A 26,011-nucleotide genomic window follows, 5' to 3' on the forward strand; every position below is an offset into this window, starting at 1 on the left:
GCGTTGGGGATCAGCGCTTGGGGGTGGCCAGGCGGGTGCCCGTCCAGTCCTTGGCGACGCTGATGCTCTTGGTCTGGGAGAGACCAGCTGTCTGCGCGGCATCGTTGATGTCGGACGGCTCGATGTAGCCGTCACGGCCGGTCTTCGGGGTCAGCAGCCAGATCATGCCGCCGTCCTCGAGGAGACCGATGGTGTCCACCAGGGCGTCGGTGAGATCGCCGTCCTCGTCGCGGAACCAGAGGACGACGACGTCGGCGACGTCGTCGTAGTCCTCGTCCACGAGGTCCTGGCCGATGATGGACTCGATGCCTTCACGGAGATCCTGGTCGACGTCGTCGTCGTAGCCGATCTCCTGGACCACCTGTCCGGGCTCGAACCCCAGCCTTGCGGCTGGGTTGGTCCGCTCCTCCGCGTGGTCCGCGGTCGCGCTCACGGCTTGCCTCCTGATCATGTAACGGAAAATGCTCGGGCCACGCGTGCGCGCGGCGCTGGCCGTAGTCCACACGTGCCGGGGCGGATCGCGCAAGTACCCGGCCGTCGAGACCGCCGAAACGGTGACGTTTGGGGCCGTCTCGCCGCAACTTCCGGCTCGTACCTACCCGGCTCCGCGATCAGGCACACTCGATTCGTCCCGCTCTGCGGGCTTGTGTGGTTTCAGTCTGCCGAACACCCGGACGAAACGCATGCGCGGGTTGGGCGTAAGGTTGCGATTTGACCACACCGGACGCGCCCCCTGGGTTACCCCTCGGTAAAGATGACGTTTGCGGTCGGTGGGGTACACGATGGTCATCCCGGCTTCAGTGGGGCTCCCGCTCCTCGTGGGGGTCCCTCCCGACCAGCGAAGGAACAGTGTGGCTCCCGGATCCGATCGCAACCCGATCATCATTGGCGGCCTTCCCAGCCAGGTCCCGGATTTCGACCCGGAAGAGACCCAGGAGTGGCTCGACTCCCTCGACGCCGCCGTCGACGAGCGGGGCCGGGAGCGGGCCCGCTACCTCATGCTGCGGCTGATCGAGCGGGCCCGTGAGAAGCGCGTGGCCGTGCCCGAGATGCGCAGCACGGACTACGTCAACACCATCGCCACCAAGGACGAGCCGTTCTTCCCCGGCAACGAGGAGATCGAGCGCAAGGTCCTGAACGCCACCCGCTGGAACGCCGCCGTCATGGTCTCGCGCGCGCAGCGCCCGGGGATCGGCGTCGGCGGTCACATCGCCACCTTCGCCTCGTCCGCCTCGCTGTACGACGTCGGCTTCAACCACTTCTTCCGCGGCAAGGACGAGGGCGACGGCGGCGACCAGATCTTCTTCCAGGGGCACGCCTCCCCCGGTATCTACGCCCGTGCCTTCCTGCTCGACCGGCTGACCGAGACGCAGCTCGACGGCTTCCGGCAGGAGAAGTCGAAGTTCCCCGACGGCCTCTCGTCCTATCCGCACCCGCGGCTGATGCCGGACTTCTGGGAGTTCCCGACCGTGTCGATGGGTCTCGGCCCGCTCGGCGCGATCTACCAGGCGCGGATGAACCGTTACATGGAGGCGCGCGGCATCGCCGACACCTCCGCCTCACACGTCTGGGCCTTCCTCGGCGACGGCGAGATGGACGAGGTCGAGTCGCTGGGCCAGCTGTCCATCGCGGCCCGGGAGGGGCTCGACAACCTCACCTTCGTCGTCAACTGCAACCTCCAGCGGCTCGACGGCCCGGTGCGCGGCAACGGAAAGATCATCCAGGAGCTGGAGTCGATCTTCCGGGGCAACGGCTGGAACGTCATCAAGCTGATCTGGGACCGCTCCTGGGACCCGCTGCTCGCCCAGGACCGCGACGGGGTCCTCGTCAACAAGCTGAACACCACGCCCGACGGCCAGTTCCAGACGTACGCCACGGAGACCGGCGGCTACATCCGCGAGCACTTCTTCGGGGGCGACCACCGGCTGCGGGCGATGGTCGAGAACATGTCGGACCAGCAGATCCTGCACCTGGGCCGCGGCGGGCACGACCACAAGAAGATCTACGCGGCGTACGCGGCGGCCAAGGCGCACAAGGGCCAGCCGACGGTGATCCTCGCGCAGACGGTCAAGGGCTGGACGCTGGGCCCGAACTTCGAGGGCCGCAACGCGACCCACCAGATGAAGAAGCTGACGGTCGACGACCTCAAGCGCTTCCGCGACCGGCTGCACATCCCGATCGCGGACAAGGACCTGGAGAGCGGCCTGCCGCCGTACTACCACCCCGGCCCGGACTCCGAGGAGATCCAGTACATGCACGACCGCCGCAAGGCGCTCGGCGGGTACGTGCCGACCCGGGTGGTGCGGGCCAAGCCCCTGACCCTGCCCGACGACAAGGCCTACGCGGCCGTGAAGAAGGGTTCGGGCCAGCAGTCGATCGCCACGACGATGGCCTTCGTCCGGCTGCTGAAGGACCTGATGCGGGACAAGGAGATCGGCAAGCGCTTCGTGCTGATCGCGCCGGACGAGTACCGGACCTTCGGCATGGACTCCTTCTTCCCGAGCGCCAAGATCTACAACCCGCTGGGGCAGCAGTACGAGGCGGTGGACCGCGAACTCCTCCTCGCCTACAAGGAGTCGCCGACGGGCCAGATGCTGCACGACGGGATCTCCGAGGCCGGCTGCACGGCCTCGCTGATCGCCGCCGGGTCGGCCTACGCCACCCACGGCGAGCCGCTCATCCCGGTGTACGTCTTCTACTCGATGTTCGGTTTCCAGCGGACCGGCGACCAGTTCTGGCAGATGGCCGACCAGCTGGCACGCGGCTTCGTGCTCGGTGCCACCGCCGGCCGCACCACGCTGACCGGTGAGGGCCTCCAGCACGCGGACGGCCACTCGCACCTGCTGGCCTCGACCAACCCGGCCTGTGTCGCCTACGACCCGGCCTTCGGCTTCGAGATCGCGCACATCGTCAAGGACGGCCTGCGCCGGATGTACGGCCCCGAGGCCGAGGACGTCTTCTACTACCTCACCGTCTACAACGAGCCGATCCAGCACCCGGCGGAGCCGGAGGACGTGGACGTGGAGGGCATCCTCCACGGCATCCACCGCTACAAGGCCGGCGAGGCCGGTGCGATCCCGGCGCAGATCATGGCCTCCGGTGTCGCCGTGCCGTGGGCGATCGAGGCGCAGCGGATCCTCGCCGAGGAGTGGAACGTGCGGGCCGACGTCTGGTCCGCGACCTCCTGGAACGAGCTGCGCCGCGACGCCGTGGCCGTCGAGGAGCACAACCTGCTGCACCCCGACGAGGAGCAGCGCGTCCCGTACGTGACGCGGAAGCTCCAGGGCGCCGAGGGTCCGTTCGTGGCGGTCTCGGACTGGATGCGGTCGGTGCCGGACCAGATCTCCCGGTGGGTCCCGGGTCCGTACACCTCGCTCGGCGCGGACGGCTTCGGCTTCGCCGACACGCGCGGCGCGGCCCGCCGCTACTTCCACATCGATGCCCAGTCGATCGTCCTGGCCGTGCTGACCGAGCTGGCCCGTGCGGGCAAGGTCGACCGCTCGGCCCTGAAGCAGGCCGTCGACCGCTACCAGCTGCTCGACGTGGCGGCCGCCGACCCGGGCACCGCCGGGGGCGACGCCTGACGGTGGGCGCGCCCGGGCGCGGCCGCCCGGGCCGTACCCGTACCCCGCGGGCGGGGTGCGGCTCCGCGGAGGGACGGAACCGCCGCTGTTGAGCGGCCGGGGCGGTCCCCGTGGGCGCGGAGTGCCGGCCCGGGAAGCGCGGCCGGCCGTCGTGGCCGGCGAGGAGGGCGGTGGGACCGGTGGTCCCGCCGCCCTTCGGCATTCCTTACGATGCCCGTCATGTCCGTCATGAAGGAGCGGCCCCTCAGGGTGCGCTGGGAAGAGAGCACCCGGGCGCCCCTGCTGGTGCTGGCCGTGGCGTTCGCCGTGGCGTACGCCGTGCCGATCGTCGCCCCCGGGGCGGCGCCCTGGGTGCACCGGGTGTGCGGCTTGGTCGAGTGGGCGGTGTGGGCCGCCTTCGCCCTGGACTACGCCGTCCGGTTCTCGCTCGCCCGGGCCCGCTGGGCGTTCGTCCGCTCCCACCCCCTCGATCTGCTCGCCGTCCTGCTGCCGCTGGTGCAGCCGCTGCGGCTGCTGCGTCTCGTCTCCACCCTCCTCCTCGTGGGCCGGCGGGCCCGGATGGCCCCGCAGATCACGCTCACCACCTATGTGGCGGGCGCGGTGGTGGGCCTGATGATGTTCGGCTCGCTGGCCGTGCTGCACGTGGAGCGGGACGCCCCGGACGGGAACATCAAGACCCTCGGCGACGCGGTCTGGTGGTCCTTCACCACGATGACCACCGTCGGCTACGGCGACCACGCCCCCACCACGGGCCTCGGCCGGGTCCTCGCGGTCGGCCTGATGCTCTCGGGGATCGCGCTGCTCGGTGTCGTCACCGCCAACATCGCGGCCTGGTTCATCTCGCGCTTCGAGCGCGACGACGCCGTGGAACGCCGCCAGACCGAACTCCTGGAGGCGCTGACCCAGGAGGTCCGGGAGCTGCGCGCCGAAGTCGCGCGCCTCTCCCCGCCGGACCTCCAGGCGTTCCCGGCTCCTAGCGCTCCCAGATCTTGAACGCTCTGACCTCGTAGGGCGACTGCGGCACCCAGATGCCGCGTCCCGGGTAGGTCTCGAACTCCCCCGTCTCCGCGCACTCGGCGGACTGGTAGGTCGTCACCGGGCGGCCGGTCCGGTTGACCAGGGACTGCGCCGAGGTGCCGGCCGGCAGGGCGACACAGCTGTCGACGTCCGTGGTCGCCAGCTCGTGGGTCCGCACCCGGCCCTTGAAGTCGGGCTTCGGCCAGAGGCACAGCCGGCCGGGCCCGCAGGGACCGAGGACGGTCCCGCCGGAGGCCCCGGGCCGTGGCCCGGCCGCTGGGCCCGACGCCGTCGCCGGGCCGGACACCTCCGCCGTACCCGGCGCGGCCGCCGTACCCGCCGCGTCCGCCGTGGCCGGGAGGGCCAGGAGGAGGAGCAGGGCCGCCAGGGCCGTTCCCGTCGGCAGGGCGCGGCGCTTCACCGCAAGGTTTCGCATGTCTCTCGTACCCCCATGTCGTCACTCTCTGTAATCATCACTCTGGAGGATGTCACAGGGCGTTGAGAAGAGGGCCAGAGCTTCTTCACCCGAACGAGGGAAGGCCCCGCCGGACCAGGTCCGGCGGGGCCTTTGTGGAAAAGGGCTGTGACCAGCTCAGATGTGGGCCGCGCCCGCACCCGCCTCCGCGTTCTCGCCGCGCTTGGTGAGCGTGGCGACGAGCGCCGCGAGCACCGCCACGGCACCGGCCACGGTGAAGGCCAGACCCATCCCGTCCAGGAAGGTCTTGTGGATGACGGCGCCGATCTGCTGGAACAGTTCGGGCGTCATGCCCGGGGCCTGCGCCATCTGCGGCGGCACCATGCCGAACTCGGCGGCCTGCTCCAGCGCCGGGTCCGCCGGGACCGGGATCCCGGCCGCCTTCCAGTTCTCCGCGAAGGCGCTGGAGACCTTGGAGGACATGACGGCACCGAGCACCGCCGTGCCGAGCGCGCCGCCGACCTGCATGGCGGCCTGCTGCAGACCGCCCGCGACACCGGACAGCTCCAGCGGCGCGTTGCCGACGATGACCTCGGTGGCGCCGACCATGACCGGGGCGAGGCCCAGGCCGAGCAGCGCGAACCACAGGGACATCACGAACGTGCCCGTACCGGCCGAGAGCGAGATCATGCCGAACATGGCGACGGCGGTGCAGACCATGCCGCCGACCAGCGGTACCCGGGGACCGAACTTGGTGATCAGCGCGCCCGCGAGCGGCGAGGAGACGATCATCATCGCGGTCAGCGGCAGCAGGTGCAGACCGCTGTCGACCGGGCTGAGGCCCTTGACGCCCTGGAGGTAGAAGGTCACGAAGAAGAGGCCGCCCATGAAGGCGAAGGCCATCAGGACCATGAGGATCACACCGGCCGAGAGCGGCACGGAGCGGAACATGCCCAGCGGGACCAGCGGCTCCTTGACCTTGGTCTCCCAGACGGCGAAGACGGCGAAGAGGACGACGGCGCCGAGCAGGCAGCCCCAGGTCTTGCCGCTCGCCCAGCCCCAGGACTCACCGGCCTTGATGATGCCCCAGATCAGGGAGGCCATCGCGCCGGAGAGCAGCACGATGCCGGGGATGTCGAACGAACGCGGCGCGTTCTCGGCGCGGTGGTCCTTGAGGATCACCAGGCCGAGAACGAGCGCGAGGACGCCGACCGGCACGTTGATGAAGAAGACGGACTGCCAGCTGACGTGCTCGACGAGCAGGCCGCCCACGATCGGGCCGCCGGCCGTCGAGGCGCCGATGACCATGCCCCAGATGCCGATGGCCATGTTCAGCTTCTCGGCGGGGAAGGTGGCGCGCAGCAGGCCGAGCGCCGCCGGCATCAGCAGGGCGCCGAAGAGGCCCTGCAGGACGCGGAAGCCGATGACGGCCGCGATCGAGTCGGAGAGGCCGATGGCACCGGAGGCGGCGGCGAAGCCGGCGATGCCGATGAGGAAGGTCTGGCGGTGACCGAAGCGGTCACCGAGCTTGCCGGCGGTGATCAGGGCGACGGCGAGCGCGAGCAGGTACCCGTTGGTGATCCACTGGACCTGGGCGAGGGTGGCGCCGAGGTCCTCCTTGATGGCGGGGTTGGCGATGGCGACGATCGTGCCGTCGAGCGCGACCATCATCACGCCGGCCGCGACGGCGAACAGGGTCAGCCAGGGGTGGCCACGCAGGCCTTTCGCCGGCCCCGACGCGGGGTCCCGGCCGTCGCCCCCCTGACCCTGCGAGGCCTTTTCCACGGTGGTCTGACTAGTCATACCGACCACGCTAGTGTCAGTCGCTGACAATTGACAAAGCGATTCATGCGTCGGTAACTGTCACGTAGCTCACAGGTAGGCTGAGAGGGAAGAAAACCCCCGAAAGGACGCTCTTTGACCGCGCCCGCACCCGGCCTGGACGACCCGGGAACGAAGACTCCCGGCCCGGACGACCCCGGCCTGCGCGATCCCGCCCCGCGCACACCCGCCCCCGCGTCCTCGCCCGGGCTGCGCGAGCGCAAGAAGCGGCGCACCCGTGACGCGCTGATCCGCGAGGCCCTGGAACTCTTCACGACCCAGGGGTACGAGCGGACCACCGTCGACGAGATCGCCGACGCCGTCGAGGTCTCCCAGCGCACCTTCTTCCGGTACTTCGCGTCCAAGGAGGAGGTCGCCTTCGCCGTCCAGCGGATGGTCGAGGAGCGGTTCGTCCACGCCCTCGCGCAGCGCCCCCCGCAGGAAGGTCCCTTCGACGCGATGCGGAACGCGGTGCTGTGCGCGTGGGACACCATCGGCGAGGCGATCGCCGAGGTCGTCCCCGTCGAGCTGCACCTGCGCACCTTCCAAATGATCGAGTCCACGCCCGCGCTGCTCGCCGCCCATCTGCGCCGGTCCGCCGAGATGGAGGAGACCATCTCCCGGATCGTCGCCGAACGCGAGGGCCTCGACGTCGACGAGGACCCGCGTCCGAGGATCGCGGTGGCCACCTTCAGCGCCGCGATGCGCGTCACCGCCCAGATGTGGGGCCGGGGTACGGACCAGAGCCTGGCCGCCATCCGGGAACTCACCGAGCGGTACCTCGACCACCTGAACCCGGCCCTGGCGCTCCGCTGGCGGGACGGCTCCACCACCTGACCCGGCGGCGCCCGGGTCCTCCGCAGCGACGGCGGGCGGGCGGCGGGCGGGCCTGCCTCACCCCGTAGGGTTTCGGCCCGTGACCTCCGCCGACGTCTCCTCCTGGCACGCCGCCGCCGTACGCGTACCGCCACCGCTCCTGTTCACCGACGGACGGGAGCGTCCCTCGCGGACCCCTTTCGCGTCCGCCGGCGCACGGCAGTCGGTGCCGGGGACACGGGAGGCACCGGGGGCCTGTGCCGCGACCCGCGTGACGCGGGCGGTCCTCGCGCTCGGGGTCGTCCTGCTACTCCTCGCGACGAGCGGATGGACCGCGGTCCGGCAGCGGCCGCTGCCGGGTCCGCCGCGCGAGGCCGCACTCGCCGCCTGGGAGCGGGAGCGGATCGACGGCCGGCCGCTGCCGGACCCGGCCGGCGCCCCGCCCCGGGCCGTCGCCGCCTTCTTCGCCCGGCTCGGGCCGAACCGGGCCGAGCTGCTCGCCGCCCGGCACCCCCTCGTCGTCGGCAACCTCAACGGCGCCCCCGCCGCCCTGCGCTACCGGGCCAACCGGATCTCCCTCTCCCGCGCGCTCGCCGCCGAACGGGGCCGGGTGGACGACCCCCGGCTGACCGCCGACGGGCGGCACGAAGCCCTGCGGCGGGTCCACCGGTTCACGTCCCTCCTGCGAGCGGACCGCCAGGTCCTCGCCTTCGACCCGACGGGTACGGGACGCACCGCCGAGGTCCTCGGCGACCTGGAGCGGGCCGAGCGGATATCGGTGATCGTCCCGGGCGTCGACACCAACCTCCTCACCTTCCAGAAGACCCACAACCGGTACGGAGCCCCGGCCGGGATGGCCCGCGCCCTGTACGAGGCGGAGCGCCGCACCGCGCCCGGCGCCCGGATCGCGGTCATCGCCTGGGCCGACTACACCGCCCCCGCCGCCGTCAACGTCGACGCCGCCACCGGCCGCCTCGCCGCCCACGGGGCCGAACGGCTGGTGGCCCTGACCGCGGCGCTGCCGGGGCACGCGCGCGTGGCGCTGTTCTGCCACAGCTACGGCTCCGTCCTCTGCGGGATCGCCGCGCCCCGGCTGCCCGGCCGGGTGACCGACCTGGCCGTGGCCGGCAGCCCGGGCATGCGGGCCGAGCGGGCCGCGGACCTGGGCACCCCGGCGCGGGTCTGGGCGATGCGGGACCCGGACGACTGGATCGCGGACGTGCCGCATCTGGAGGTCGGCGGCATCGGGCACGGCGCGGATCCGGCGGAGCCGGAGTTCGGCGCGCGGCTCCTGTCGGCGGCGGGCGCGGCCGGACACAACGGCTATTTCGAGCCCGGTACGGAGAGCCTCGGCAACCTGGCGGCCATAGGGGTGGGGGCGTACGAACGGCTGGTCTGCGCACATGCCGACCGCGCTTGCCACGACGGAATCTTCGACGCGGAAGGGCACTGACGCGCGTAGATCACAGAATTTCGGGACCTTTCGGAGGGGCGACGCGCGGGCACGCGCCGCATACGATGAGGCGTATGGGTGATGTGCTGGCCGGAATTCATGCCACCTGGGAGTTCGAGAGCGACGCCCTCGTCATCCGATTCGAACGGGGGATCCGCACGCCGAAGCTGTTCCAGGCACTGCGCGAACGGCGCGTACCGCACGAGGCGCTGGCCTCCGTGACGCTCACGCCCGGCAGGCGCGGCACCGTCGTGCTGCGCGCCGTGCCGCGGCCGGGGGCCGATCCGCTGATGGAGGCCGCGGCCGGTCAGCTCAAGGAGGGCAGCGACCCGTACCGGCTGGTGCTGCCGGCGGACCGTGAGACGCTCGCCGAGTACTACCGCGACGAGCTGCGCGGTGTCCTCGCGCCGGACGCGGAGCGCGAGCCCGCCGAGCGCTTCCTGGTGGCGGCGCCCTCGGGACCGCAGTCCTTCAAGGCGTACGACGGCAAAGCCAGCTTCGACGGGCGCGCGGAGGTCGCCTTCCGCTGGTTCTGGACGGGCGCGTCGTCGGAGAAGTGGAAGGCCGGCGACCAGACCTTCTCGGTACGGGAGCTCAGCGGGGTCGAGTGGCGCTCCCCCGACGTCCTCGACGGCTACCTGCGGCTGCTGCCCCGCGACGGCGCCCCCCGGGCCGCCCAGCCCGACCACGACCCGGCGTCCGTCGTCTTCGGCCTCGGCTACGGGCCGGTCCACGAGTCCCTCCCCTTCGCCGCGGCGGTCCTCGCGGCGATCCGCACCAGCCCGGACCGCGCCCCCGTGACCGCCGCCGCGCCCGCCCTCGGCAGGGCCGGGGCCTCCGGTGACCCCGGGGCCGTCGCCGAAAGGATTCGGCACCTGGGGGAACTGCACCGGGCGGGACTGGTGACGGACGAGGAATTCACGGCGAAGAAAGCGGAACTCCTGGCGGAGCTCTGACAGCGGCCGGGCCGGTGGGCCCGGGCGGGACCGGTGGCCGGGACAACCGGCGGCCAGGCCCGGTGGCCGGGACGACCGGTGGGCCCGCTCGGCCCCCGCGCTCATACCCCGGTAGCAGGCCGGACCCCGCTCCCCGGTATGACGTTCCGGGGCGGCAAGCTGCCTAGGCTGGCGCGTCATGGGGAACGAAACGCGGCGGAAGTCGCCTCCACGACGGTTCGGTGCCGAGGCGCGGGAGGTGCTGCGGGGGCTCGGGGCCGCGCTCACCACGCCCACGGCGCCCGGGGAACCGCTGCTCGGCGCGGCCGGGTCCCGGTGGGTGCGTCTGCTGCCGTACGCCGTCGGGGTCGCCCTCGTGGCCTCGCTGCTGCCCGTCACCGTCCACCTCCTGACGCAGGACTACGGGGTGAACGGCGCACTGGCCGGGGCGGTGGCCACCGCGCAGACCGCGCCGCTGCTGCTCGCGGTCGCCCGGCCCCTCCAGGCCTGGTGGGTGGTCTTCCCGGGCGCGGTGCTCGGCGCCCTCGTGACCCTCGCCTCGGACGGGTCACGCGCGCACCTCTGGCCCTGGACCCCGCCGCTGGTCATCGGCTACTGCGCGCTGATGATCGCGCTCGGGCTGCGCGAGTCCCGGCGCGCGCTGTTCGGCGTGTGGCTGGCGACCGGGGCGGCCGGGTACGCGCTGGAGGCCCTCAGGCCCGGCGGCCGGACCACCCTGCACACGCTGCTCCTCGTGCTGAGCGGTGTCCTGCTGCTGCTCACCTCCGCGATCAGGGCCCGAAGCGACGCGCAGCGGCGGCTCGTCGAGCAGGAGACGATCAGCGAGGCGGAACGTTCGCGGCGCACGCTCCTGGAGGAGCGGGCGCGAATCGCGCGGGAGCTGCACGACGTGGTCGCCCACCACATGTCCGTGATCACCGTGCAGGCCGACTCGGCGCCGTACCGCATCCCCGGCCTCCCGGAGGCGGCCCGCGAGGAGTTCGGGTCGATCGCGGCGAGCGCGCGGGAGTCGCTGGCCGAGATGCGGCGGCTGCTCTCGGTACTGCGCAGCGACGGAGGCGAGGGCGGCGAGCTGACCCCGCAGCCGGGGCTGGACCGGCTCCAGCAGCTGGTGGAGGCGACGGTACGGGCGGGGGTGCCGGCCGAACTGGCGCTCTCCGCCGGCCTCGGGGACATCCCCCAGGCCGTGGACCTGTCCGCGTACCGGATCGTGCAGGAGGCCCTCGCCAACGTGGTCCGGCACGCGCCGGGCGCCGCGACCCGCGTGTCCGTGCGGGCCCCGGACGACGGGTGGCTTTCCGTCCTCGTCGTCAACGGACCGTCGGCGGAGCCGGGTTCGGCGGTGGAGCGGGGTGCGACGGGGACCGGGCACGGTCTGGTCGGCATGCGGGAGCGCGTACGGTTGACGGGCGGTTCCCTGGACACGGGGCCGCTGCCGGACGGCGGTTTCCGGGTCGCGGCCCGGCTGCCCCTCCGTCCCCCCGGCGCCGCCCCGGGAGGCGGCACGGCACCGACCCCCCTCACCGACAGCGAGGACACCGCGTGACGATCCGCGTGATCATCGTCGACGACCAGGCCATGGTGCGCGCGGGGTTCGCCGCGCTGCTCTCCGCCCAGTCCGACATCGACGTCGTGGGCGAGGCCCCGGACGGCCGCCAGGGCATCGAGGTGGCCCGCTCCACCCACCCCGACGTGGTGCTCATGGACGTCCGGATGCCGGAGCTGGACGGGCTCGCGGCGGCCCGGGAGATCCTGCACCCGCCGGCGGGCGTGGTCCACCGTCCCAAGGTGCTCATGCTCACGACCTTCGACGTGGACGACTACGTGTACGAGGCGCTGCGCGCCGGCGCGTCCGGTTTCCTCCTCAAGGACGCGCCGCCGGCCGATCTGATCGGGGCGGTGCGGGTGGTGGCCGCCGGCGAGGCCCTGCTGGCGCCGTCCGTCACCCGCCGCCTGATCGCCGACTTCGCCGCCTCCCGGCCGGCCCCGCGCCGGGACACGACGGCGCTGCGCCTGAACGGTCTCACCCCGCGCGAGACGGAGGTCCTGGAGCTGATCGCCCGGGGCCTGTCCAACCAGGAGATCGCGGCCCGCCTGGTCCTGGCCGAGCAGACGGTGAAGACCCACATCGGCCGGGTCCTCGCCAAGCTGGACCTGCGCGACCGGGCGCAGGCGGTGATCTTCGCGTACGAGTCGGGGCTCATCACCCCCGGAGCACCGCACTAGGCGGCGCCCGTGACGTCGCGCCCCGGCGCGCGGGCCCGGGGGAAAGCCCCACCCCCCGGCGGGGGTTGGCCGCTCGTCCACCCCCTACCCCGGTATCGCCGGGGAGTTGGCTCTCCGGCGTGACGTGCCGCCGCCCGTCCCCTTCCTACCTTCCTCCCGTTCACGACGCGAACGAGGGAGGGCGGGCCGATGCGCCGCTTGACGAGGACCCTGATCACCACGGCCCTGGTGGGGGCGGTGGTCGCGGGGACGGCCGGATGGGCGTCCGGGGAGGGGCAGGTGCCGGTGACCGGGGCGCCGCCCGGGACGGGGGCGTGGCGGGCGGCGGGGCTGCCGGACCCCGAGCGGACGGGCCCGGCCGAGATCGCGCGCTACTTCGCGGGTCTGAGCCCCGTACGGCAGCGGGAGTTGGCCCGGAGGTACCCCACGGTCGTCGGGAACCTCGACGGGGTGCCGCCGGAGCTGCGGTACGAGGCGAACGCCCGGTCCACGGCGGCGGGCCGGTACGAGGGGGCGCGGGTCCTCGCGCACGACCCGCGCGGCCGGGGCCAGGTCGTCCTGGTGTACGGGGATCTCCTGCGGGCCGCGCACGTGGCGGTGGTGGTGCCGGGCTCCGACGTGGACGCGGGCCGGGTGCGGCCGCTGGCCGACATGGCGCGGGCCCTGCACCGGGCGACCGGCGGGCGTACGGCGGTGATCGCCTGGGCCGGGTACACGACGCCCGTCGGGGTGGGCGTGGACGCGGCGACCGGCCGGCTGGCCGAGGCGGGCGCGGACCGGCTGGCCCGGTTCACGGACGGGCTCGCCGCCGTCGGGGCCGCCGAGCCGTCCGTCTTCTGCCACAGCTACGGCTCCGTGGTGTGCGGTCTGGCGGCGCACCGGCTGAAGGCGAAGGACCTGGTGGTGTTCGGTTCGCCCGGGATGCGCGCGGCGAACGTGGCCGCTCTCGGCACCTCCGCCCGTGTGTGGGCGGCGAAGGATCCGGCGGACTGGATCGACCGGGTGCCGAACGTGGAGTTCGCGGGGCTCGGGCACGGGGCCGACCCGACCGATCCGGAGTTCGGCGCCCGGCCCGTCCCGGCCGGTGACGGCGGGGGCCACGGCGGCTACTGCGCGCCCGGCAGCCGTTCCCTGCGGGCCTTCGCGGCCATCGCCCAGGGGCGGGACACCGGCGTCGCCGAGCAGGCGGGAGGTGCGCGGTGAACCGGCTCGTGGAGCGGATCGAGGCCCGTACCCCCGCCCACCGCGACCGGGCCGTCGACGGGCTGCGCGCCCTCGCGCTGCTGGCCGTGCCCACCGGGCACTGGCTGCTCGGCGGTTTCACGCTCTCCGCGGACGGCGCGATCCACAACGCCAGCCCGCTGTCCGCCTTCCCCGGCCTCGCGCCGGTCAGCTGGGTCCTGCAGATGCTCGGGATCTTCTTCCTGGTCGGCGGGTACGCCTCCGTCCTCTCCTACCGGCGGCGCACGGGTTCCACGCGCGCGTGGCTCGGGGGGAGGCTCGCCCGGCTCGGCCGCCCGGTGCTCGGGGTGACGGCGGTGTGGGCGGTGCTGCTGCCGCTGCTGCACTTCGGCGCCGGGGTGCCGGTGGACACGCTGCGGACGGCGTCGACGCTGGTGATCCAGCCGCTCTGGTTCGTCGGGGTGTACACGGTGGTCACGGCCCTGACCCCGCTGTGCGTGCGGGCCGCCCGCCGGCTCGGGGCGTGGGCGGCGGCGCCGCTGCTGGGTTCGGTGGCCGTCGTGGACCTGCTGCGGTACGGGCCGTACGCGGACGCCGTGCCGTCCTGGCTGGGGCTGCTGACCATCCTGCCGGGCTGGCTGTTCGCGTATCAGCTGGGCGTCTCGTGGGGCGAGGGCCGGATCGGCCGGCGGCACGCGTGGGCGCTGCTGCTGGGCGGGGCCGCGCTGTTCGCGACGCTGCTCCTCGCCTTCGGCTACCCGATGTCGATGGTCGGTGTGCCCGGGGAGGCGCGCACCAACTCGCATCCGCCGTCGCTGCTCGTCCTGGCCCTCGCGGCCACGCAGGGCGGCGCCGCGATCCTGCTGCGGGAGCGGCTCGGCCGGCTCCTCGCCCGGCCTGCGCTGTGGGCGCCGGTGGTGGTGGTCAACCTGTCCGCGATGACGATCCTGTGCTGGCACCAGACGGCGATGCTGGCGGCGGCGGTCCCCGCCGCGTACGCGGGTGAGGTCGCCGGACTGGTCGGCGCGCCGGACTCGGCCGGCTGGATCCTGGCCCGCCTCGCCTGGATGCCGGTCTTCGCCGTGCTGCTGGTCGCCGTCGGCCGGTACGCGCGGGCCTTCGAGTCCCCGTGGACGCGGACCGGTCCCGGCCGCCGCGCCCTGGCGGGGGTGCTGGCGGCGGGCTTCGCGGTCTTCGCCCTGGGGACGGGGTGAGGGCGGGGGTGGCGGTCTCCCCCCGTCCCCGCCCCCGCCCCGCGCCCGGCGTCTCAGACCTCGCGGGCCAGGGAGGTGAACCGCATGTCCGGGTAGCGGTCGCCCGCCACCTGGGCGGCGATCGGTTCGAGGGCGGCCAGTTCGGCGTCCGTGAGGGTGATGCGGGTGGCGGCGGCGTTCTCCTCCAGGCGGGCGCGCTTGCGGGTGCCGGGGATCGGGACGACCGTCAGGCCGTGCACGGCGGACCGCTGCTGCACCCAGGCGAGGGCGATCTGGGCGGGCGTCGCCCCGTGCGCGGCGGCGATCGCGCGGACCGGTTCGAGCAGGGCCGCGTTGCGCCGCGCGTTCTCGCCGGTGAAGCGGGGCTGGTGGACGCGGAAGTCGCCGTCGGCCAGGTCGCGGGAGGCGTCCGCGAAGGCCCCGGTCAGGAAGCCCCGGCCGAGCGGCGAGTACGGGACGAAGGTCACGCCGAGTTCGGCGGCGGCCCCGACGGCGCTGCGCTCCACGTCCCGGGAGAACAGCGACCACTCCGACTGCAGCGCCGCGATCGGGTGCACCGCGTGCGCCTCGCGCAGCTCCGGGCCGGTCACCTCGCTCAGGCCGAGGTACCGGACCTTGCCCTCCTTCACCAGCTCGGCCATGGCGCCGACCGACTCCTCGAAGGGGACGGACGGGTCGCGGCGGTGCATGTAGTAGAGGTCGATCGTCTCGACGCCGAGGCGGCGCAGGCTGGCCTCGGCGACCTTCCTGATGTACGCCGGGTCGTTGTTGATCCCCCGGTGGGACGGCTCGTCGGGGCGCCGCTCGATGGCGAACTTGGTGGCGAGGGTGATCTCGTCGCGGTGGGCGGCGACGAACGGGGCGAGGAACTCCTCGTTGGCGCCGTTGCCGTAGATGTCGGCGGTGTCGATGAGGGTGACGCCCGCCTCCAGGGCCGCGTCGAGGGTGTCGCGGGCGGCGGCCTCGTCCGTCGCGCCGTAGAACTCGCTGATGCCCATGGCGCCGAAGCCCTGGACGCCGATCCGGGGGCCGTCCTGCCCGAGCCGTACGGTGTCGATCCTGCCGGTCGCCTTCGTGGCTCCGGTCGTGTCGGTCGTGTCGGTCGTGTCGGTCCTGTCGGTCCTGTCGGTCATGAGGTCCCTTCCCCGCAGGTGGTGCCGTTGTGGGAGTAGAAGCCGATCTTGTGGTCGAGCACGGCGAGGGTGTCCTGCAGCTCGGCGATCCGGGCCAGGACGTCGCGCCGGGTGGTCTCCAGGAGCTCCCGCCGCTCCGGATGGGTGTGCTCGCCGGCCCGTACGAGCTCGGCGTACCGGACCATGTCCGCGACCGGCATGCCGGTGAGCCGCAGCTTGCCGACGAAGGCCAGCCAGGTCAGGTCGCGCTCGGTGAAGCGCCGCTGGCCGGTGTGCGAACGGTCGACGTGCGGCATGAGCCCGATCCGCTCGTACCAGCGCAGGGTGTGCGCGGAGAGACCGGTCAGGGCGGCGACCTCGCTGATGGTGTAGTGGGCCGGGAGGGCCCGGGTGCTCGTGTCCGCGATCACGCTCATGGGCCCCACGCTAGGACCTTGGAGTGCACTCGAAGCAAGTAGGCTCGGCGCCATGGAGAGCAGCGTGCCGAGCCTGGCGTCGATCGAGAACTGGCCCGTCCCCACCGCCGCGGCGGCCGTCGTCCGCGCGGACGGCACCCTGGCCGGGACCCGCGGCCCCACCGGGCAGCGGTTCGCCCTCGCCTCCGTCACCAAGCCGCTGGTCGCGTACGCGGTGCTCGTCGCGTACGAGGAGGGGGCGGTCGACCTGGACGAGCCGGCCGGGCCGGAGGGCGCGACCGTCCGCCACCTCCTCGCCCACACCTCCGGTCTCGCCTTCGACGAGAACCGGGTCATGGCCGCGCCCGGCACCCGCCGGATCTACTCCAACACCGGCTTCGAGGTGCTCGGCGACCACGTCGCCAAGGCGACCGACATCCCCTTCGCCGAGTATCTGCACCAGGCGGTCCTGGAGCCGCTCGGCATGACCTCGACCACCCTGGAGGGTTCGCCCGCCAAGGACGGGGTGTCGACCGTGGACGACCTGGTGCGGTTCGCCGCCGAGGTGCAGGCGCCGCGGCTGCTCGACGCGCGGACGGTGCTGGACGCGATGACCGTGACGTACCCGGGGCTCACCGGCATCCTGCCCGGGTACGGGCACCAGAGGCCCAACGACTGGGGCCTCGGCTTCGAGATCCGGGGCGCCAAGTCGCCGCACTGGACCGGCGCTTCCTCCTCGCCCCGCACCTTCGGGCACTTCGGCCAGGCGGGCACCTTCCTGTGGATCGACCCGGACGCGCGCGCCGCGTGCGTGGCGCTCACCGACCGGCCCTTCGGACCGTGGGCGGTGGAGGCCTGGCCGGCGTTCACGGACGCGGTCCTGGCCGACCTGCACGCGGGGGCCTGAGCCCCCGTTCCCCCGGTTGCTCCGGTCCCGCTCCGTCAGAGTCCGTCGCAGCGGGCCGGGGGCAGGGCGCCGTCGGGGCCCGTCACGACCACCTGGGGACGGGCCGCCGGGTCCTCCGCGAACGCCACCGTGCACACCAGCTGGTGCACGGCCCGAGGGGTCAGACCGGTGACGGGGAAGGGGGCCCGCAGCCGCAGGCGCCTGCCGCCGTCCGGGGCGCCCGTCCTCTCCTCCTCGACGTGCGGGCGCCCGCCCGTCCTCGGCAGCTCCGTCCGCAGACCGGCGGCGGCCTCGGCCGGGCTCGGGCCGCTCAGCAGCACGCCGAGCGCCATGTCCGTCACGACGCCGGCGCGGCGCGCGGTGTCGGGGGAGATCTCGTAGCCGGTACCGAAGCCCTCGTACGGCAACGAACCGTCGGCGTTCCGGACCGGCAGGGCGGTGGAGGCCGGGAAGGGGCGCGCGATGTCGCGGGACACCGGCATGGGGCGGCCGTCGGGCCCGAGGAAGTAGACCAGCATGCGGAACTCCGGGGCCGGCGCGACGGCGACGGTCGCGGCGGCCCCCGCCTCCACGACGTCGCTGTCCCGGACGCCGCAGCCGGTGAGGGAGAGCGCCGCGAGGCCGGACAGGGCGGCGGCGACGGCCTTCGCGCGCCGGGTCACCGGGGCATCCTGACGGTGAAGACGGCCCCGCCACCGGGCCGGTTGGCGGCCTCGACGGTGCCGCCGTGGAGCCGTACGTTCTCCAGGGTGATCGCCAGGCCGAGGCCGCTGCCCGCCGAGCGGGTCCGGGCCGGGTCGGCCTTGTAGAAGCGGTCGAAGACGTGCGGCAGGACGTCCGGGTGGATGCCCGGCCCCTGGTCGGCGACCTCCGTCACGAGCGTGTCCCCCTCCGCGTACACCCGGACCGTGACGGGGGCGCCGCCGTGGCGCAGCGCGTTGCCGACGAGGTTGGCGACGACGACGTCGAAGCGGCGCGGGTCGAGGCGGGCGCGGATGCCCTCGGCCAGGTCGGCGACGACGCGGGCCGGGTCGGTCCAGTGCCGGTTCTGGAGGGTCTTGCGGACGCAGTCGGCGGCGTCGACCTCGTCGGTGTGCAGCTCGGCGGCGCGGGCGTCGAAGCGGGAGATCTCCATCAGGTCCTCGACGAGCACGGCGAGCCGGCCGGTCTCGGCGCTGATCAGGCGCACGGCGCGGGCGGTGTCGCTGTCGAGGGTGCCGGCGTCCTCGTCGAGGACCTCGGTGACGGCGAGCATGCCGGCGAGCGGGGTGCGCAGTTCGTGCGAGACGTCGGAGGCGAAGCGGCGGGCGCGGGCCTCGGCCCGGCGCAGTTCGGCGACGGAACGTTCCAGCTCGGCGGCGGACTCGTTGAACGTGCGGGCGAGGTCGGCGAGTTCGTCACTGCCCTTGGCGTGGATGCGGGTGTCGAGCCGGCCCCGGCCCATGCTGCGGGCGGCCCGCCGCAACTCCCGTACCGGACGGAGGACGCCCCGGGCGGCGAGCAGCGCGGGGATCAGGGCGACGGCGAGGGCCGGGAGGGCACCGTCGCGGGCGGCGGTGACCATGGCCTCGATGTTCGCCTCCTCCTCGTCCAGCTCCATGACGGCGTAGAGGACGAGCCCGGTGGGCTGGGCGGTTCCCTGGGTGGCGTGGGTGCGGAAGACGGCCGGGACGGCGACGGTCAGATAGGGGGTGCCGTCCTTGACGACCCGCTGGAAGCTGCTGTGCGGGGTGGTGCCGCGACCGAGGGCGCGGGCCCGCAGTTCGGGGGTGATGACGCTGGAGGTGGGGCGGTCGGTGGAGGAGACGCGGAGCGAGCCGTACTCGGCGTAGACCCGCCAGGGGCGGGGCTTGCCCTGGCGGGCGATGTTCAGGAGCGCGTCCCGCAGGGTGCCGGTCTCGACGGGCAGGTCGATGCGGAGCGGGTCGACCTGGTCGCGGAGTGCGGACACGGCGGTGTTCTGGGTCTGTTCGAGGATCGCGTTGCGGGCGGCACGGTAGGTGAGGGCGGCGGTGGTGCCGCAGCCGACGGCCGCGACGAGGAGGAAGGCGAGGACGAGCCGGGTCCGCAGGCCGAAGGGGTGCGGGCGGGGCGCGCGGGGGCGCCGGGCACGGCGGGGCGCCGTGTCCTCCGCCGGGGCCGGGCAGGCTCTCACAGCGGCCCGAAGCGGTAGCCGAAGCCGCGCAGGGTCTGGATGTAGCAGGGTTCGCCGGGGATGTCCTCGATCTTGTTGCGGAGGCGGCGGACGCAGGCGTCGACCAGCCGCGCGTCGCCGTGGTAGCTGTGCTCCCAGACGTGTTCGAGGAGCTGCTGGCGGCTGAAGACCTGCTCGGGCGCGGCCGAGAGGTGGAGCAGCAGCTTCATCTCGGAGGGGGCGAGGGCGAGCCGCTCCCCCGCCTTGGCGACGGTCAGGCCGGCGCGGTCGATGGCGAGTTCACCGTGGAACTCGATGCCGGGCCGGCCGCCGGAGGGCTCCTCGATGCGGCGCAGCACGGCGCGGATGCGGGCCTCGATGACCTCGGTGCGGGCGGGCTTGACGATGTAGTCGTCGGCGCCGGCCTCCAGGCCGATGACGACGTCGAAGTCGTCGCCCCGGGCCGTGAGCATGATGATCGGGAGCTGGCTGGTCTCCCGGACCCGGTGGCAGACCTGCACACCGTTCATCCCGGGCAGCATGAGGTCGAGCAGCACCAGATCCGGGCGGAACTCCCCGAGCGCGGCGAGCCCCGCCTCGCCGGTGGGGGCGGTGCGGACGGTGTGACCGCGGCGGCGGAGACCGAGCTCGACCCCCTCGCGGACGGAGGGGTCGTCTTCTATGAGGAGCACGCGGGGCATCTGCGCAGTATCCCAAGGGGGTGAGGAGGGGATGTCGGGGGGCGGGCGGAGGGCGGCGCGTTCTCCTCCCCGCGGGGTCAGCGGCGGAGGCGGCCGGTCGCCCGGTTCACCGAGGGCGTGATCGCGGAAGGCAACGGCTACGGGGCGTGGAACGTGCCGTGGCCGGCGTGGCGGGCCAAGAGCGCGCCGGCCGGACCGGGCCCCTCCCGGTCCGGCCGGCACCTTCTACGCGGTCGTCCGGGCCGGGTCCGTCATCTCCCAGACGAGCAGCTCGGCGCCGTCCGGCGCGGACAGGCGCTGTTCCTCCCCCGCGCTGATCCGGGCCGCGTCGCCCGGGCCCAGCTCCTCCGGGCCGATCCGGACCGCGCCCCGCACCACGTGGACGTACACGTGGTCCGCGGCCGGGACGCTCACGTGTTCGCCCGGCGCCGGGCGGAGGGCGCGCAGCCGGGCGCCGGCCCGGGGCAGGTCGTACGCGCCGGCGGGGCCCAGCCCGCGCACCACGCGGTACGCGGGGGTGCCGCCGGGTTCGCGGGGGGCGAGCCACATCTGGACGAAGACCAGCGGGGCGTCGCCGTCGTTGCGCTCGACGTGGCGGACGCCGGCGGCGGAGCTGAGGTGCTGGAGGTCGCCGGGGCGGATCACGGTCTCGTGGCCCGTCGTGTCCCGGTGGGTCAGCTCGCCCTCGACGACCCAGGTGACGATCTCGGTGTGGCTGTGCGGGTGCTCGTCGAAGCCGGCGCCGGGCGCGAGGCGCTCCTCGTTCACGGCGAGGAGCGCGCCGAAGCGGAGGTTGCCGGGGTCGTAGTACGGCCCGAAGGACAGGGCGTGGCGGGTCTCGATCCCGGCCCCGGGATCACCGCCCGGGTACCGCTCGCCGGCGCGCTGGATGCGTATCACGGGGCCACGGTAGCGGGCCGGGCACCCGGCGGCGGCGCGGCCGGGGCCCGGTCGCCGGGGCACGTCCACGGACGGAACGCCCGGCCCCGTACCGCTTCCGCGGGGCGGCCGGCCGGCTCCCCGCCGTACCACCCCCGGGGCCCCGCCGGCCGGTCCCGCGCCGGTGTGCGGGCGGGGAAGGCGCCCCGCCACCGCACGGGGGCGTCCCGATAAGGCAGTCTTGTCCCCGTGTCTGATCCCGTGAACGCCCCTCACCCGCACGCCGCGACGCTGAAGCGCCTCGAACAGTCCTCCGGGCGGCTCGCCGCCAACGCCATTGCCCGCATGGACGAGACGCTGCCGTGGTACCGGGCGATGCCGCCCGAGAACCGGTCGTGGATCGGCCTGGTCGCCCAGGCCGGTATCGCGGCGTTCACCGAGTGGTTCCGGCACCCGGAGACGCCGCAGGCGATCTCGACGGACGTCTTCGGCACCGCCCCGCGCGAGCTGACCCGGGCGATCACCCTGCGGCAGACCGTCGAGATGGTCCGCACCACGATCGAGGTCATGGAGACGGCGATCGAGGAGGTCGCGGCCCCCGGCGACGAGTCGGTGCTCCGCGAGGCGCTCCTCGTGTACGCCCGGGAGATCGCCTTCGCCACCGCCCAGGTGTACGCGCAGGCCGCCGAGGCCCGGGGCGCGTGGGACGCGCGCCTGGAGTCGCTGGTGGTGAACGCGGTCCTGTCCGGGGAGGCCGACGAGGGCGCCGTCTCGCGGGCGGCGGCCCTCGGCTGGAACTCGCCCGAGCACGTCTGCGTGGTCCTCGGCACCGCGCCCGACGGCGACAGCGAACTGACGGTGGAGGCGATCCGGCGGGCCGCCCGGCACGCCAAGCTCCAGGTCCTGACCGGGGTCCTCGGCGACCGGCTCGTGGTCATCGCGGGCGGCAACGACAACCCGCTGGCCGTGGCGAAGGCCCTGATCGGGCCGTACGCGCAGGGCCCGGTGGTGGCGGGCCCCGTGGTTCCCGACCTGCTGGCGGCGACGCGCTCCGCGCAGGCCGCGGCGGCCGGACTCAAGGCGTGTTCGGCGTGGCAGGACGCGCCACGGCCCGTTCTGGCGGACGATCTCCTCCCGGAGCGCGCCATCGCCTCCGACCCGTCCGCGCGCGAGCAGCTGGTGGAGGAGATCTACAGACCGCTGGAGGAAGCAGGCTCGGCGCTCCTGGAAACGCTGAGTGTCTACCTGGAGCAGGCGAGCAGCCTCGAAGGCGCCGCGCGGATGCTGTTCGTGCACCCGAACACCGTGCGCTACCGGCTTCGACGTGTGACCGATGTCACCGGCTGGTCACCCTCCGACGTGCGCTCCGCCTTCACTCTGCGGATCGCGCTCATCCTCGGGCGCTTGGCCGACGCCGATCAGCAGTCCTAGACTTTTGTGGAACACCAACAATTCCCCCGACGGTTCTTCGTCCCTGTCCCCACGGGCGTCCGGAGCCGTCCCCAAGAGAGAGTGTGAGGGTGCTCGTACTCGTCGCTCCTGGCCAAGGCGCCCAGACGCCCGGCTTCCTGACTCCCTGGCTCGAACTCCCCGGTGCCGCCGACCGCCTCGCGGCCTGGTCCGACGCCATCGGGCTCGACCTCGCCCACTACGGCACGAAGGCGGGCGCGGACGAGATCCGCGACACCTCCGTGGCCCAGCCGCTGCTGGTCGCGGCCGGTCTGCTCTCCGCCGCCGCCCTCGGTGACGTGACGCCCGGCGCGGTCGCCGGTCACAGCGTCGGCGAGCTCACCGCCGCCGCGCTCGCGGGCGTCCTCGACGACACCGCCGCGCTGCGCCTCGTACGGACCCGTGGTCTGGCGATGGCCGAGGCCGCCGCCATCACCCCGACCGGCATGTCGGCGCTGCTCGGCGGCGACCCCGAGGTGACCGTCCCGCACCTGGAGAAGCTGGGCCTGACCCCGGCCAACGTGAACGGCGCGGGCCAGATCGTCGCGGCCGGCACCCTGGAGCAGCTGGCCGCCCTGGAGGCGGACAAGCCCGAGGGTGTCCGCCGGGTCGTCCCGCTGACCGTGGCCGGCGCGTTCCACACGCACCACATGGCCCCGGCCGTGGAGAAGCTGGAGCGGGCGGCGGCCGAGCTGTCCCCCGCCGACCCGGCCGTGACGTACGTCTCCAACAAGGACGGGCAGGCCGTCGCCACCGGCGCCGAGGTCCTCTCCCGTCTCGTCGGCCAGGTCGCCAACCCGGTCCGCTGGGACCTGTGCATGGAGACCTTCAAGGAGCTCGGAGCGACCGCGCTGGTCGAGGTGTGCCCCGGTGGCACCCTGACCGGTCTGGCCAAGCGCGCCCTGCCGGGCGTGGCCACGGTGGCCCTGAAGACTCCCGACGACCTGGACGCGGCCCGTACGCTCATCGCCGAGCACGCGGCCGTCTGACGAGGAGTGTCGAGAACCATGTCGAAGATCAAGCCCAGCAAGGGCGCCCCGTACGCGCGGATCCTGGGAGTCGGTGGCTACCGGCCCACCAGGGTCGTGCCGAACGAGGTGATCCTCGAGAGGATCGACTCGTCCGACGAGTGGATCCGTTCGCGCTCCGGCATCGCCACGCGTCACTGGGCGTCCCCGGAGGAGACCGTCACCGCCATGTCGGTGGAGGCCTCCGGCAAGGCCATCGCGGACGCCGGGATCACCCCGGAGCAGATCGGGGCCGTGGTCGTCTCCACGGTCTCGCACTTCAAGCAGACCCCGGCCGTCGCCACCGAGATCGCCGACAAGATCGGCGCCGGCAAGCCGGCCGCGTTCGACATCTCCGCCGGCTGCGCGGGCTTCGGCTACGGCCTGACGCTCGCCAAGGGCATGATCGTCGAGGGTTCGGCGGAGTACGTGCTCGTGATCGGCGTCGAGCGGCTCAGCGACCTGACGGATCTGGAGGACCGCGCCACGGCCTTCCTCTTCGGCGACGGCGCCGGCGCCGTGGTCGTGGGCCCGTCCGACGAGCCGCACATCGGCCCCACGGTGTGGGGTTCCGAGGGCGACAAGTCCGAGACGATCAAGCAGACCGTGCCGTGGAACGAGTTCCACGTCGGCGACGTGTCGAAGCTGCCGCTGAACGACCAGGGCGAGATCAAGTTCCCGGCCATCACGCAGGAGGGCCAGGCGGTCTTCCGCTGGGCCGTCTTCGAGATGGCGAAGGTCGCCCAGCAGGCCCTGGACGCCGCCGGCATCTCGCCGGACGACCTGGACGTCTTCATCCCGCACCAGGCGAACATGCGGATCATCGACTCGATGGTGAAGACGCTCAAGCTGCCGGAGCACGTCACGGTCGCACGTGACGTCGAGACCACGGGCAACACCTCGGCCGCCTCGATCCCGCTCGCGATGGAGCGGCTCCTGGCGACCGGGCAGGCGAGGAGCGGCGACACCGCGCTCGTCATCGGCTTCGGGGCGGGTCTCGTGTTCGCCGCGACGGTCGTTACCCTCCCCTAGGCACACCGGATCCCCGGAAGCCCCTTACCGAAGCAACCCACAGAAGGAGCGCCACCATGGCCTTCACCCAGGACCAGCTCGTCGAAGGTCTCGCCGAGATCGTCAACGAGATCGCCGGCATCCCGACCGAGGACGTGAAGCTGGACAAGTCCTTCACCGACGACCTGGACGTCGACTCGCTGTCCATGGTCGAGGTCGTCGTCGCCGCCGAGGAGCGCTTCGGCGTCAAGATCCCGGACGAGGACGTCAAGAACCTCAAGACCGTGGGCGACGCCGTCGACTACATCCTGAAGCACCAGGACGGCGGCATCTCCAAGGGCTGAACCAGCCCTCGCTGACCCGGCCAGCCACCCGGCGGTGGCGCCGTATTCCGACCATCACACACATGGAGAACGAATTCCTGTGAGCTCGACCAATCGCACCGTGGTCGTCACCGGTATCGGCGCAACCACACCGCTGGGTGGCGACTCCGCATCGACCTGGGAGGGTCTGATCGCGGGGCGCTCCGGCGTCCGGCCCCTGGAGGGCGAGCGCTTCGCCGAACTGCCCGTCCGGATCGCCGCGACGGCCGCCGTCGACCCGGCCGACGTCCTGCCCCGCCCGCTGGCCCGCAAGCTGGACCGCTCGGCGCAGTTCGCGCTGATCGCGGCCCGTGAGGCGTGGGCCGACGCGGGCTTCACCGCCCCCGCCGGCGAGGACGAGAAGGTCGTGCCCGAGCGGCTCGGCTCCGTCATCGCCTCCGGCATCGGCGGTGTCACCACCCTGCTCGACCAGTACGACGTGCTGAAGGAGAAGGGCGTCCGCCGCGTCTCCCCGCACACCGTGCCCATGCTCATGCCCAACAGCCCCTCCGCCAACGTGGGCCTGGAGGTGAACGCCCGGGCGGGCGTCCACACCCCGGTCTCCGCCTGCGCGTCGGGTGCCGAGGCGATCGGTTACGCGGTCGAGATGATCCGCACCGGCCGGGCCGACGTGGTCGTGGCCGGCGGTACCGAGGCCGCGATCCACCCGCTGCCGGTCGCCGCCTTCGCCAACATGATGGCGATGTCGAAGAGCAACGACGACCCGGCGAAGGCCTCGCGCCCGTACGACACCGACCGTGACGGCTTCGTGCTCGGCGAGGGTGCCGGTGTCGTCGTCCTGGAGTCCGAGGAGCACGCGAAGGCGCGCGGCGCCCGCGTCTACTGCGAGGTGCTCGGCCAGGGCCTGTCGGCCGACAGCCACCACATCGCGCAGCCCGAGCCGACCGGCCGGGGCATCGCCGCCGCCCTGCAGAACCTGCTGGACGCGACGGACCTGAAGCCGGCCGAGGTCGTCCACCTGAACGCGCACGCCACGTCGACGCCGCAGGGCGACGTCGCCGAGATCAAGGCGCTGCGCAAGGTCCTGGGCGACGACCTGGACCACGTCGCGGTCTCCGCGACGAAGTCGATGACCGGTCACCTCCTCGGTGGCGCGGGCGGCATCGAGACCGTCGCGACGGTCCTGGCGCTCCACCACCGGCTGGCCCCGCCGACGATCAACGTCGACCAGCTCGACCCGGAGGTCGACGCGGACATCGTCCGCGACGAGCCCCGTGAGCTGCCGCAGGGCACCATCGCCGCGATCAACAACTCGTTCGGCTTCGGCGGCCACAACGTGGTCCTCGCCTTCCGGACCGTCTGACGCACGGCACGCCCACGCGTGAGAG

Annotated in this window: 24 protein-coding genes; 15 read left to right on the forward strand and 9 right to left on the reverse strand. The window is 73.3% G+C overall.

The window, feature by feature from the left end:
- Positions 1–10 precede the first annotated feature (10 nt).
- Positions 11–433, reverse strand: coding sequence for a DUF3052 domain-containing protein (locus ACFY60_RS06645; RefSeq protein WP_309051592.1), 423 nt, complete (start codon positions 431–433; stop codon positions 11–13).
- A gap of 418 nt (positions 434–851) precedes the next feature.
- On the opposite strand from ACFY60_RS06645, the gene aceE reads away from it, so the two are divergent.
- Both aceE and ACFY60_RS06655 read left to right on the forward strand, forming a co-directional pair.
- Entirely contained in the window at positions 852–3,584 is a 2,733-nt protein-coding gene (gene aceE / locus ACFY60_RS06650; protein WP_388608343.1) for a pyruvate dehydrogenase (acetyl-transferring), homodimeric type, read from the forward strand.
- Between the two features lie 219 nt (positions 3,585–3,803).
- Positions 3,804–4,577 carry a potassium channel family protein gene (locus tag ACFY60_RS06655; RefSeq protein WP_388608345.1) on the forward strand — a complete coding sequence of 258 codons (774 nt, stop codon included), beginning with the start codon at positions 3,804–3,806 and terminating at the stop codon, positions 4,575–4,577.
- Here the strand turns inward: ACFY60_RS06655 and ACFY60_RS06660 are convergent.
- Positions 4,558–5,037, reverse strand: a complete 480-nt coding sequence (locus ACFY60_RS06660) for a peptidase inhibitor family I36 protein (RefSeq protein WP_388608347.1) — start codon at positions 5,035–5,037, stop codon at positions 4,558–4,560. The genes ACFY60_RS06655 and ACFY60_RS06660 overlap by 20 nt on opposite strands.
- 156 nt (positions 5,038–5,193) lie before the next feature.
- Complete coding sequence (locus ACFY60_RS06665; protein WP_388608349.1) at positions 5,194–6,819, reverse strand: MFS transporter; 1,626 nt, start codon at positions 6,817–6,819, stop codon at positions 5,194–5,196.
- A gap of 180 nt (positions 6,820–6,999) precedes the next feature.
- Here ACFY60_RS06665 and ACFY60_RS06670 point away from each other — a divergent pair, with 180 nt between their 5' ends.
- From ACFY60_RS06670 to ACFY60_RS06700, 7 genes are all read left to right on the forward strand, one after another.
- Positions 7,000–7,674 (forward strand): TetR family transcriptional regulator, encoded by a 675-nt coding sequence (locus tag ACFY60_RS06670; protein WP_388609196.1) that lies wholly within the window; start codon positions 7,000–7,002, stop codon positions 7,672–7,674.
- Between the two features lie 250 nt (positions 7,675–7,924).
- Positions 7,925–9,106: an alpha/beta hydrolase gene (locus ACFY60_RS06675; protein WP_388609198.1), complete on the forward strand. Its 1,182-nt coding sequence runs from the start codon at positions 7,925–7,927 to the stop codon at positions 9,104–9,106.
- Positions 9,107–9,180: 74 nt separating this feature from the next.
- Complete coding sequence (locus ACFY60_RS06680; RefSeq protein ID WP_388608352.1) at positions 9,181–10,062, forward strand: DUF4429 domain-containing protein; 882 nt, start codon at positions 9,181–9,183, stop codon at positions 10,060–10,062.
- A gap of 178 nt (positions 10,063–10,240) precedes the next feature.
- Positions 10,241–11,608, forward strand: a complete 1,368-nt coding sequence (locus ACFY60_RS06685; RefSeq protein WP_388608355.1) for a sensor histidine kinase — start codon at positions 10,241–10,243, stop codon at positions 11,606–11,608.
- Positions 11,605–12,288 (forward strand): response regulator, encoded by a 684-nt coding sequence (locus tag ACFY60_RS06690; protein ID WP_388608357.1) that lies wholly within the window; start codon positions 11,605–11,607, stop codon positions 12,286–12,288. The genes ACFY60_RS06685 and ACFY60_RS06690 overlap by 4 nt, the downstream gene beginning before the upstream one ends.
- Positions 12,289–12,477: 189 nt before the next feature.
- A complete protein-coding gene (locus ACFY60_RS06695; RefSeq protein WP_388608359.1) occupies positions 12,478–13,491 on the forward strand; it encodes an alpha/beta hydrolase in 1,014 nt (337 codons plus the stop codon).
- The gene (locus tag ACFY60_RS06700) at positions 13,488–14,684 is read left to right on the forward strand and encodes an acyltransferase (RefSeq protein ID WP_388608361.1); all 1,197 of its coding nucleotides are present in this window, start codon (positions 13,488–13,490) and stop codon (positions 14,682–14,684) included. The genes ACFY60_RS06695 and ACFY60_RS06700 overlap by 4 nt, the downstream gene beginning before the upstream one ends.
- Positions 14,685–14,737: 53 nt before the next feature.
- On the opposite strand, the gene ACFY60_RS06705 is transcribed toward ACFY60_RS06700, so the two are convergent.
- Both ACFY60_RS06705 and ACFY60_RS06710 read right to left on the reverse strand, forming a co-directional pair.
- Complete coding sequence (locus ACFY60_RS06705) at positions 14,738–15,817, reverse strand: aldo/keto reductase (protein ID WP_388608364.1); 1,080 nt, start codon at positions 15,815–15,817, stop codon at positions 14,738–14,740.
- Entirely contained in the window at positions 15,814–16,233 is a 420-nt protein-coding gene (locus ACFY60_RS06710) for a MerR family transcriptional regulator (RefSeq protein WP_388608366.1), read from the reverse strand. The genes ACFY60_RS06705 and ACFY60_RS06710 overlap by 4 nt, the downstream gene beginning before the upstream one ends.
- A 52-nt stretch (positions 16,234–16,285) precedes the next feature.
- Here ACFY60_RS06710 and ACFY60_RS06715 point away from each other — a divergent pair, with 52 nt between their 5' ends.
- Positions 16,286–17,119, forward strand: a complete 834-nt coding sequence (locus ACFY60_RS06715; protein ID WP_388608368.1) for a serine hydrolase domain-containing protein — start codon at positions 16,286–16,288, stop codon at positions 17,117–17,119.
- 35 nt (positions 17,120–17,154) lie between these two features.
- On the opposite strand, the gene ACFY60_RS06720 is transcribed toward ACFY60_RS06715, so the two are convergent.
- The 4 genes from ACFY60_RS06720 to ACFY60_RS06735 all read right to left on the reverse strand — a co-directional run bounded on the left by ACFY60_RS06720 (position 17,155) and on the right by ACFY60_RS06735 (position 20,854).
- Complete coding sequence (locus tag ACFY60_RS06720; RefSeq protein ID WP_388608370.1) at positions 17,155–17,781, reverse strand: hypothetical protein; 627 nt, start codon at positions 17,779–17,781, stop codon at positions 17,155–17,157.
- A complete protein-coding gene (locus ACFY60_RS06725) occupies positions 17,778–19,274 on the reverse strand; it encodes an ATP-binding protein (RefSeq protein ID WP_388608372.1) in 1,497 nt (498 codons plus the stop codon). Before ACFY60_RS06725 ends, ACFY60_RS06720 begins: the two co-directional genes overlap by 4 nt.
- Positions 19,271–19,954 (reverse strand): response regulator, encoded by a 684-nt coding sequence (locus ACFY60_RS06730; RefSeq protein WP_388608375.1) that lies wholly within the window; start codon positions 19,952–19,954, stop codon positions 19,271–19,273. The genes ACFY60_RS06725 and ACFY60_RS06730 overlap by 4 nt, the downstream gene beginning before the upstream one ends.
- 225 nt (positions 19,955–20,179) lie before the next feature.
- Entirely contained in the window at positions 20,180–20,854 is a 675-nt protein-coding gene (locus ACFY60_RS06735; protein ID WP_388608377.1) for a pirin family protein, read from the reverse strand.
- A 228-nt stretch (positions 20,855–21,082) separates the two neighbouring features.
- Here ACFY60_RS06735 and fasR point away from each other — a divergent pair, with 228 nt between their 5' ends.
- The 5 genes from fasR (at position 21,083) to fabF (ending at position 25,986) form a co-directional block, all read left to right on the forward strand.
- Positions 21,083–22,264, forward strand: coding sequence for a fatty acid biosynthesis transcriptional regulator FasR (fasR, locus tag ACFY60_RS06740; RefSeq protein WP_309053172.1), 1,182 nt, complete (start codon positions 21,083–21,085; stop codon positions 22,262–22,264).
- A gap of 89 nt (positions 22,265–22,353) precedes the next feature.
- Complete coding sequence (locus ACFY60_RS06745) at positions 22,354–23,271, forward strand: ACP S-malonyltransferase (protein ID WP_388608379.1); 918 nt, start codon at positions 22,354–22,356, stop codon at positions 23,269–23,271.
- A gap of 18 nt (positions 23,272–23,289) precedes the next feature.
- Entirely contained in the window at positions 23,290–24,321 is a 1,032-nt protein-coding gene (locus ACFY60_RS06750; protein WP_388608381.1) for a ketoacyl-ACP synthase III, read from the forward strand.
- A gap of 56 nt (positions 24,322–24,377) precedes the next feature.
- Positions 24,378–24,644 carry an acyl carrier protein gene (locus ACFY60_RS06755; protein WP_309052053.1) on the forward strand — a complete coding sequence of 89 codons (267 nt, stop codon included), beginning with the start codon at positions 24,378–24,380 and terminating at the stop codon, positions 24,642–24,644.
- Between the two features lie 79 nt (positions 24,645–24,723).
- Positions 24,724–25,986, forward strand: coding sequence for a beta-ketoacyl-ACP synthase II (gene fabF / locus ACFY60_RS06760; RefSeq protein ID WP_388608383.1), 1,263 nt, complete (start codon positions 24,724–24,726; stop codon positions 25,984–25,986).
- The last annotated feature ends 25 nt before the right edge of the window (positions 25,987–26,011 follow it).

This window comes from Streptomyces sp. NPDC012827 (genome assembly GCF_042900905.1).
Lineage (GTDB): Bacteria > Actinomycetota > Actinomycetes > Streptomycetales > Streptomycetaceae > Streptomyces > Streptomyces gulbargensis.